Raw genomic sequence first — 1,381 nt, forward strand, 5'->3', positions numbered from 1 at the left:
GAACACGGGCCCCTCTTCGGGGCCGTTGCCGCGTTTGCGGCGGCGGCCGCGACGCGAGGCGGCACGATTTTCGACGGCAGAATCGGAATGCATTCGGGGATGTAAGCAGGCTACTTTCGCAGAACTCCCTGAACAGACTGTGAGGGGACCATGAGAATCGCGCCAACCTGTCACTGAGCTGGGAGAGTTGCAGACCATCCGTCCGCACGGGCCGTTCCCGGTACGTTGAAAAGGACGACCGCTTCACCTGATTCGGAAGACTTCACGACAGCGCGCGAGCGCGAGAGAAAGTAAGCGAGTGAACGTGCGGAATATACGAGACGTGCGAAATACCCGGCGCTCGCTCAAGCCGGCCGCCGGTCTCGTCTGTCTGGCCGCCCTGGTGTGCTCCGGGTGCTCGACGACCGACGGCACATCAGACGCGCCCTCGTCGAGCACGTCCTCCTCCGCGGCGCCCGAGGCCACCACCGCGTTCGCCCCGTACGTCAGCGCCACGACCGCCGGGGACAACGACACGTCCGGCGCCCCGTCGACGTACAACCTGGCCTTCGTCGTAGCGGACGACGGCGACTGCACGCCCGTGTGGGGCGGGACCACGGACATCGACGACGCCGCGGTGAAGTCCCGGATCGCGAAGCTGAAGTCCTCGGGCGGCGCCGTCCGCGTCTCCTTCGGCGGCGCGGCGGGCAAGGAGCTCGCGCGCACCTGCGACAGCGCGTCCCAACTCGCCGACGCCTACGCCAAGGTCCTGGACGCCACCGGCGCGACCGAGGCCGACTTCGACATCGAGGGCGACGCGCTCACCGATTCCGCCTCCGTCGCCCGCCGCTCCGAGGCGATCGCGCTGCTGCAGAAGAAGCGCGATCTGAGGGCCACGTTCACGCTCCCCGTGATGCCCTCGGGCCTGGACGCCGACAGCGTGGCGCTGCTCGAGTCCGCCAACGACCACGACGCCCGGGTCTCGACCGTGAACATCATGGCGATGAACTACGGCACGTCCTACACCGGCGACATGGGCGAGTACGCGATCACGTCGGCCACCAAGGCGCACGCCCAGATCAAGAAGACCTTCGGTCTCTCGGACAGGAACGCCTGGAAGGGGCTCGCGATCACCGCGATGGCCGGCGTGAACGACGTGAAGGGCGAGACGTTCACGCTCGCCGACGCGGCCCGGCTCCGGTCGTACGGCGAGAAGAAGGGCGTCGCCTGGCTCTCGATGTGGGCGTCGTTCCGCGACCAGGAGTGCGCGGACGGCACGTCGACGACGACGGCTCAGGACTCTTGCAGCGGGGTGGAACAGAAGGCGGGGGCTTTCGCGAAGGCGCTGTCGGGCTGAAGGCCTGCGGTACCGGGGGACTTCCCGGGGGGGGGGGAAGGGACG

1 protein-coding gene is annotated in these 1,381 nt (G+C 68.4%); it reads left to right on the plus strand.

Translation table 11 applies throughout. The features are described 5' to 3' along the window. The first annotated feature begins 322 nt into the window (after positions 1-322). Positions 323-1,336, plus strand: coding sequence for a chitinase (locus tag ACZ5CR_RS45315; RefSeq protein ID WP_468869553.1), 1,014 nt, complete (start codon positions 323-325; stop codon positions 1,334-1,336). The last annotated feature ends 45 nt before the right edge of the window (positions 1,337-1,381 follow it).

The organism is Streptomyces sp. NPDC031274 (assembly GCF_055570235.1).